The sequence below is a fragment of the Azospirillum mesophilum genome (genome assembly GCF_053470405.2).
Genome location: NZ_JBPXMQ020000062.1, coordinates 20,590 through 27,908, shown reverse-complemented (window position 1 = coordinate 27,908; position 7,319 = coordinate 20,590). Strand labels below are relative to the sequence as shown.

General features: G+C 67.3%; 10 protein-coding genes. 1 reads left to right on the top strand and 9 read right to left on the bottom strand.

Annotated features, from left to right (window positions below):
- The 5 genes from ACSVC7_RS30560 to ACSVC7_RS30540 form a co-directional block, all read right to left on the bottom strand.
- A partial coding sequence (locus ACSVC7_RS30560) for a 1-deoxy-D-xylulose-5-phosphate synthase N-terminal domain-containing protein (RefSeq protein ID WP_483509028.1) occupies nucleotides 1–896 on the bottom strand: 896 nt, incomplete at its 3' end.
- Between the two features lie 17 nt (nucleotides 897–913).
- Nucleotides 914–1,780 (bottom strand): polyprenyl synthetase family protein, encoded by an 867-nt coding sequence (locus ACSVC7_RS30555; RefSeq protein ID WP_448204340.1) that lies wholly within the window; start codon nucleotides 1,778–1,780, stop codon nucleotides 914–916.
- Nucleotides 1,781–1,805: 25 nt separating this feature from the next.
- Nucleotides 1,806–2,060 carry an exodeoxyribonuclease VII small subunit gene (locus tag ACSVC7_RS30550; RefSeq protein WP_448204312.1) on the bottom strand — a complete coding sequence of 85 codons (255 nt, stop codon included), beginning with the start codon at nucleotides 2,058–2,060 and terminating at the stop codon, nucleotides 1,806–1,808.
- A 139-nt stretch (nucleotides 2,061–2,199) separates the two neighbouring features.
- Nucleotides 2,200–3,129 carry a histone deacetylase family protein gene (locus ACSVC7_RS30545; protein WP_448204313.1) on the bottom strand — a complete coding sequence of 310 codons (930 nt, stop codon included), beginning with the start codon at nucleotides 3,127–3,129 and terminating at the stop codon, nucleotides 2,200–2,202.
- 165 nt (nucleotides 3,130–3,294) lie between these two features.
- Nucleotides 3,295–3,522, bottom strand: a complete 228-nt coding sequence (locus tag ACSVC7_RS30540; RefSeq protein ID WP_448204314.1) for a sulfurtransferase TusA family protein — start codon at nucleotides 3,520–3,522, stop codon at nucleotides 3,295–3,297.
- A gap of 274 nt (nucleotides 3,523–3,796) precedes the next feature.
- On the opposite strand from ACSVC7_RS30540, the gene ACSVC7_RS30535 reads away from it, so the two are divergent.
- A complete protein-coding gene (locus ACSVC7_RS30535) occupies nucleotides 3,797–4,156 on the top strand; it encodes an ArsR/SmtB family transcription factor (protein ID WP_448204341.1) in 360 nt (119 codons plus the stop codon).
- Between the two features lie 7 nt (nucleotides 4,157–4,163).
- Here ACSVC7_RS30535 and ACSVC7_RS30530 read toward each other — a convergent pair whose 3' ends face one another.
- The 4 genes from ACSVC7_RS30530 to ACSVC7_RS30515 form a co-directional block, all read right to left on the bottom strand.
- Entirely contained in the window at nucleotides 4,164–4,613 is a 450-nt protein-coding gene (locus ACSVC7_RS30530) for a DUF423 domain-containing protein (RefSeq protein ID WP_448204315.1), read from the bottom strand.
- A gap of 14 nt (nucleotides 4,614–4,627) precedes the next feature.
- Nucleotides 4,628–5,179 (bottom strand): DUF924 family protein, encoded by a 552-nt coding sequence (locus ACSVC7_RS30525; RefSeq protein WP_448204316.1) that lies wholly within the window; start codon nucleotides 5,177–5,179, stop codon nucleotides 4,628–4,630.
- 106 nt (nucleotides 5,180–5,285) lie between these two features.
- Nucleotides 5,286–6,047, bottom strand: a complete 762-nt coding sequence (locus ACSVC7_RS30520; RefSeq protein WP_448204317.1) for a cytochrome c1 — start codon at nucleotides 6,045–6,047, stop codon at nucleotides 5,286–5,288.
- On the bottom strand, nucleotides 6,047–7,315 hold the full coding sequence (locus tag ACSVC7_RS30515; RefSeq protein WP_448204318.1) for a cytochrome b: 1,269 nt from the start codon (nucleotides 7,313–7,315) through the stop codon (nucleotides 6,047–6,049). The genes ACSVC7_RS30520 and ACSVC7_RS30515 overlap by 1 nt, the downstream gene beginning before the upstream one ends.
- Nucleotides 7,316–7,319 lie beyond the last annotated feature (4 nt).

The window sequence follows — 7,319 nt, the reverse complement described above, 5'->3', positions numbered from 1 at the left end:
TTGTCGGCCGAGGCCTCGGCCGGGGCGTAGCCCTTGCCCTTCTTGGTGACGACGTGGATCAGGACGGGCTTGTCGTCCTCGGCGTCGCGCACGTTCTGCAGCACCGGCAGCAGATGGTCCAGGTTGTGCCCGTCGATCGGCCCGATGTAGTAGAAGCCCAGTTCCTCGAACAGCGTGCCGCCGGTCACCATGCCGCGCGCGTACTCCTCCGCCCGCCGCGCCGCCGTTCGCAAGGGACGCGGGAGCTGGTCGGCGATGTCCTTCGCCAGATGGCGCAGCGACAGATAGGGCTTGGAGGAGATCAGGCGCGACAGGTACGCGCTCATCGCGCCGACCGGGGGGGCGATGGACATGTCGTTGTCGTTCAGGATGACGATCAGCTTGCTGTTCGCGGAGCCAGCGTTGTTCATGGCCTCGTAGGCCATACCGGCGCTCATCGAACCGTCGCCGATCACGGCGATGACGTGGTTGTCCTTGCCCAGCTGGTCGCGCGCCACCGCCATGCCCAAACCGGCGGAGATCGAGGTGGAGCTGTGGCCGGCGCCAAACGGGTCATATTCGCTTTCGGACCGCTTGGTGAAACCCGACAGCCCATTGCCCATGCGGAGCGTGCGGATGCGGTCGCGGCGCCCGGTCAGGATCTTGTGCGGGTAGCACTGGTGCCCGACGTCCCAAATCAGCCGGTCGTCGGGGGTGTCGAACACGTAGTGGAGCGCCACGGTCAGTTCGACCACGCCCAGCCCCGCGCCCAGATGCCCGCCGGTGACCGACACCGCGCTGATGGTTTCCGTGCGCAGCTCGTCCGCGAACTGGCGGAGCTGTTCGGGTTTCAGGGAGCGCAGGTCGGCTGGCGTGTGGACGAGGTCGAGAAGCGGCGTCTTGGTGGTCGGGGTCACGTTCTGCACGTCCTCCGTTAGGTCCGCCGCGCGACGACGAAGTCGGCGACCGCCTTCAGAATATCGGCACGCCCTTCGAAGATCTCCAGGTGCGCGACGGCTTGGGCGGCCAGCATCTCCGCCTGGGCGCGGGCGCGGTCGCGCCCGAGGATGGACACGAAGGTCGACTTTCCGGCCTCGGCATCGCGGCCCACCGATTTGCCGGTTTCCGCCTCCGTCCCCTCGACGTCGAGCAGGTCATCGACGATCTGGAAGGCCAGCCCGAGGTCATGGGCGTAAGCGCGCAGCGCGTGCCGCTGCGGCGGCGGGGCCTTGCCCAGGATGCCGCCGGCCTCGCAGGAGAAGGCGATCATGTCGCCGGTCTTCATGCGCTGGAGCCGCGTGGTCGTGCCGAGGTCGAACGTCTCGTGCTCTGCGATCAGGTCGAGCATCTGCCCGCCGACCATGCCGTGCGGCCCGGCCGCCTTGGCAAGCGCCGCCACGAGCTGGCAGCGCACATGCGGGTCCTCGTGCGTCTCGGGGTCGGACAGCACTTCGAAGGCGTAGGTCAGCAGCCCGTCACCGGCCAGAATGGCGGTCGCCTCGTCGAACTTCCGGTGGACCGTCGGCTGGCCGCGGCGCAGGTCGCCGTCGTCCATCGCCGGCAGGTCGTCGTGGATCAGCGAGTAGGAATGCACGAACTCCACCGCCACGGCCACGCGCAGGGCGCAGTCCGGGTTGACCCCGAACAGCGCCGCGGAATGCCAGACCAGGAACGGACGCAGCCGCTTCCCGCCGTTCAGGCAGCCGTAACGCATCGCCTCCAGCACGCGGGATTCGGGAAGGTCGGTGGTGGGGAGAAGGCGGGCGATGGCGCGCTCCACATCCTCCGCCAGTTCGGCCATGGCCGTTTTCAGGTCGGTCTGCACGTCAGTCGATCCGGGCGGGTTCGGTGCCGAGGGTGCCGTCGGCGGACACGGTGATGCGGTCGATCTTGGCCTGCGCTTCCCGCAGCTTGGCCTCGCAATGGCGCTTCAGCGCCGTGCCGCGCTCGTAGGAGGAGATCGCGTCGTCGAGCTTGCCGCGCCCTTCCTCCAGCTGCCGCACGATGCGTTCCAGCTCGGCGAGCGCATCCTCGAAGCTGAGGGCTGCGATGTCAGGGGGGATGTTTGCCAGATCAGCCATGCCAGCTCAGCCGTGAACGTTCCATGATGGGGTCCGGGACAGGACCGAACCCCGAAGTTATGACCCGCCCCCCAAATGCGCAAGGCCCGCGGCGGGCGTAGGACGCACCGACCACGGGCCTAGCCGAAAGGAGTTGAGGTCAGCAGTACATCAATTCGCGGACATGGGCCGCGCTGGCGGAGGCCAGGGCGCGGAGGTTGTACCCCCCTTCGAGCACCGACACAATGCGCGCGCCGCAGTGGGTGCGCGCGATCTCGCCCAGCTTGCGCGTGGCCCAGACGAAATCATCGTCGGTCAGGTGCAGGCTGGCCATCGGGTCGCGCGAATGGGCGTCGAAGCCGGCCGAGATGATCAGCAGGTCCGGCTTGAAATGGTCCAGCGCCGGCAGGACGATGTGGGTCATCGCGTGCCGGAACTCCGGCGACCCGGCCATGGCCGGCAGCGGGGCGTTGACGCAGTTGCCGTATTCCCCCTTCTCGCCCGCGTCGCCGGTGCCCGGATAGAGCGGCGACTGGTGGGTCGAGCAGTAGAGCATGTCCGGATCGTGCTGGAAGATATCCTGCGTGCCGTTGCCGTGGTGCACGTCGAAGTCCACCACCGCCACTCGCTGGAGCCCATGCACAGCCCGCGCGTGGTAGGCGCCGATCGCGGCGTTGTTGAACAGGCAGAAGCCCATGGCGGTGGTGCGTTCGGCATGGTGACCCGGCGGGCGCACGGCGCAGAAGGCGTTGCGCGAATGGCCGGTCGCCACCGCGTCCACCGCCGCGCACACGGCCCCGGCGGCGCGCAGCGCGGCCTCGCCCGAGCCCTTGGAGATCACCGTGTCCGCGTCGATGCCCGCATGCTCCTCCTCCGGGACCATGGCGAGGATGCGTTCCACATGCTCCTTCGGGTGGGCGCGGGTGATTTGCTCGACGGTGGCGCGCGGTGCCTCCTGCCGCTCCAGCATATAGAATTCTTCGGTTTCCAGAGCGGCCAGCACGGCGCGCAGGCGGTCCGCGCATTCCGGATGGCCCAGCCCTGTATCGTGCTCCAGGCAGGCGGCGTGGGTGAACAGGGTGGTGAACATGCGGTTTCTGTCTTTTTGGTTCGTGTTCGAGGCATTTCCTGCCTCCATTCTTCCCGCATCGCTAATGAAAGTACAGGCTGATTCCGGGGCTTATCGTCACATCCCCCCACGCGCCGCGCCCACCACCTTTGCGCGATCCGCGTGCATGCCCAAGGGGCCGGACCGTCAGGCTGATCGTTCGATCACGAAGCGGTAAACCCCGCTCTCTTCGGTGCTGGCGAGGAGGCGATTGCCGGTGGCCTCGCAGAAGGCGGCGAAGTCCTTCGGGGCGCTGGGGTCGGTCGCCTCGACCGTCAGCGTCTCTCCGGCCGGGACCGTCTTCAGCGCCTTGCGCGCGCGGAGCACGGGGAGCGGGCACTGGAGTCCCTTGGCGTCGAGGCGATGATCGGTCATGGCGGCGGGTCTCCTTCGGCCGGCGGTTCTGCCACGCGGATTCTAGAGCGGTGCCGCCTTTCGCTCAATGCCGTCCGCTCAATCCCGAGGGCGGTCGTCCGTGCCCCTGTGGCCGGCCCTTTCGCGAATCCACAAACGACTACGGGACTTCCACGGGTAGACAGCGGCTCCGACCGCCCAATATGATTGAACACGAATGAATAGGGCGGGCATTCGGCGCGGTCGGGCCGTGCCGAATCCGCCCTCCCTGGACGCCGACAGCAACGGTAGCTTCATGAACGTCGCCGACCTGCAACTCAACGCCCGCCGCGCCAGCGCGCTGCTGAAGGCCATGAGCAACGAGCGCCGGCTGCTCATCCTCTGCTATCTGGTGGAGGGGGAGAAATCCGTCGGCGAGCTGGAGGATCTGGTCGATCTCAGCCAGTCGGCGCTGTCGCAGCACCTCGCGCGCCTGCGCCGCGACAAGTTGGTGCGGACCCGGCGCTCCGCCCAGAACATCTACTATTCGCTGAACGGCCATGAGGCGCAGACGGTCATGGCGACCCTGCACGGCCTGTTCTGCACCCCGGCCCTCCGCAAGGACGACGGTGCGGCCCCCGCCGAGGAGGAGAACAGCGGCGCCCCGGCGGCGTAGGAACGCGTCAGCCTTCCTCGAAGAAGCGGCGGCCGAACAGCAGCGCCGCCCCGGCCACCATCACCCAGCCCAGCATGAAGGCGGTGCCGCCCATTGGCGCCGTCGCCCGGACCGGCAAGGGCCCGATGGTGGCGAGCGCGTAGAGCGTGCCGCTGAACAGCACGATCCCCGCCACGAAAAGCCAGCCGGCCAGCCGCAACGCCACACGCGCCGGGCCGCCGGCCCGCCGCGCGAAGGCCACCAGGGCGACCAGCGCCAGCGCGTGCCACATCTGGTACTGGCCGGCGAGCCGGAACAGCTCCTGCGCGCGCGGGTCCCCGGCAAGACCATGGCTGGCGTAGGCGCCCGCCCCCACCGCGACGGCGCCGTTCAGCGCGGCGAAGGCCATCCAGATGCGGTCCACCAGCCCCATTCCCACTGGCCCCATGCCCACTGGCCCCATGCCCGCCGGCGCCATGCGACTCTCCCGGATCAGAAAGACGAGTTCGGTTCCAGGAGGAAGGCGGCCTCCTCCGGCGTGCTCTCGCGCCCGAGCACAGCGTTCCGGTGTGGGAAGCGGCCGAATCGCTCGATGATCTCGCGGTGCCGTTCCGCGAATCGGACGACTTCCTCATCCCCGATTCGCTCGCGGAACAGGGTGCAGGACAGGGTCTGGCAATCCCGGTCTTCCTGATGCTCGAACGGCAGGTAGAGGAAGGTCCGCTCGTCGGCGTTGCACTCCAGGTCGAAGCCCTGCTCGATCACATGGCGCGCCACGGCCAGCGCCTTGCTGTCGGTCGCGAAGGCACGCGCCGAACCGCGGAAGACGTTGCGCGGCACCTGATCCAGCAGGACGCAGAGCGCCAGGCAGCCGTCCACATCGTCCATCCAGTGGTCGAACCTGCCCTCGGCGGCGGCCTCGTGATGGGGCAGAAGCGTGTCGCGCACGGTCCGGTCGAAGCTGTCGGAGCGCTTGAACCAATAGGGCTTCATCGCCTCGTCGAACCAGAAATCCACGATCTCGTCGATCAGCCTGTCCACCATCGCCGCCTCTCACCGTAAGGGTCGCCCATAACAGAACAGGGCGCCCGAGGGCGCCCTGTCCAGTCCTAAATCACTCACCGCCAAATCACTCAATGGTGGCGAGGGATCAGTGCACCGTGCTCCAGAGCTTGCGCTTGGAGGCATAGAGCAGGCCCGCCAGCACGATCAGGAACAGGATCACCTTGACGCCCATCTGCTTGCGCGCGTCGAGGTGCGGCTCGGCGACGAAGGTCAGGAAGGTGGCGATGTCCTTGGCTTCCTGCTCGACCGTGGCCTTGGTGCCGTCGGCGTAGGTCACGCCGTCCGGCTGCAGAATGTTGGGCATGCCGACCTGATGGCCCGGGAAGACCTTGTTGTAGTTCATGCCCGGCATCAGGTTGACGCCTTCCGGCGCATCCTCGAACCCGGTCAGGAAGGCGTAGATGTAGTCCTCGCCACCCTTGCGGGCCTTGGCGATCAGCGACAGGTCGGGCGGCAGGGCGCCGTTGTTGGCGGCACGCGCGGCGTTGTCGTTGGGGAACGGCGACGGGAAGCGGTCGGCCGGGGTGGCCGGACGCATGAACATCTCGCCCGCGTCGTTCGGACCGGCCTGGACTTCATAGCCGGCAGCCAGGGCCTTCAGCTCGTCGTCCTTGAAGCCGATGCCGGCCAGCGTGCGGATCGGGACCAGACGCATGGAGTGGCAGGCCGAGCAGACTTCCTTGTAGATCTGGAAGCCGCGCTGCGCCGACGCCTTGTCGATGGTGCCGAAGACGCCGCCGTGCGGCCAGCTCTGCTCAGGGATGTGCACCCCTTCCGACGCCTGCGCGGCGCCGGCCAGACCCAGGACGAAGGCCGCCGAGAGGATTGCAGACTTCAGAGCGCGCATTAGGCCTTCTCCATGGGCTTGGCATGGGCGCCGGCGGCAACGCGGCCACCGCCCTTCAGAACGGGTTCGCAGATGCTGGCCGGCAGCGGAAGCGGACGCTCCAGCTTGCCCAGCAGCGGCAGCAGAACCAGGAAGTGGAAGAAGTAGTAGGCGGTGCCGATGCGGGCGATCAGCAGCCAGCTGCCTTCCGCGGGCATGGCGCCGGCATAGCCGAGCACCAGGGCGTCGACGGCCAGGATCCAGAAGAACTGACGGTAGATCGGACGGAACTTGCAGCTGCGCACCTTGGAGGTGTCGAGCCACGGCAGGACCGCCAGAACCGCGATGGCGCCGAACATGGCCAGCACGCCGCCCAGCTTGTCCGGGATCGCGCGCAGGATCGCGTAGAACGGCAGGAAGTACCATTCCGGAACGATGTGGGCCGGGGTGACCAGCGGGTTGGCCGGGATGTAGTTGTCCGGGTGGCCGAGGTAGTTCGGCGCGAAGAACACGAAGGCCGCGTAGACGACCAGGAACACGACGACCGCGAACCCGTCCTTCAGCGTGACGTACGGGTTGAACGGAACCGTGTCCTGCGGGCCCTTCGGCTCGATGCCCAGCGGGTTGTTCGAACCGGACACGTGCAGCGCGGCGGTGTGCAGGATCACCAGGGCGAACAGCACGAACGGCAGCAGGAAGTGCAGCGCGAAGAAGCGGTTCAGCGTCGGGTTATCGACCGAGAAGCCGCCCCACAGCCACGTCACGATCGGGTCGCCGACGATCGGGAAGGCCGAGAACAGGTTCGTGATGACGGTGGCGCCCCAGAAGCTCATCTGGCCCCACGGCAGCACGTAGCCCATGAAGGCCGTGGCCATCATCGCCAGCATGATCAGAACGCCGAGGATCCACAGGATTTCGCGCGGCGCCTTGTAGGAACCGTAGTAGAGGCCGCGGAACATGTGGATGTAGACGGCGATGAAGAACATCGACGCGCCGTTGGCGTGGATGTAGCGCAGCAGCCAGCCGTAGTTGACGTCGCGCATGATGCGCTCCACCGACTCGAAGGCGATGTGCGTGTTGGCGGCGTACTGCATGGCCAGCACGAGGCCGGTCGCGATCATGATCACCAGCATGACACCGGCAATCGCACCGAACGCCCACAGATAGTTGACGTTCCGGGGCATCGGATACTGGTTGTACTCATGATCCAGCATCGTGAAGATCGGCAGGCGGCTGTCGATCCACTTCACGACGGGGTTCTTGAACTGGGGGGCGTGAGCCTGAGCCATCTTG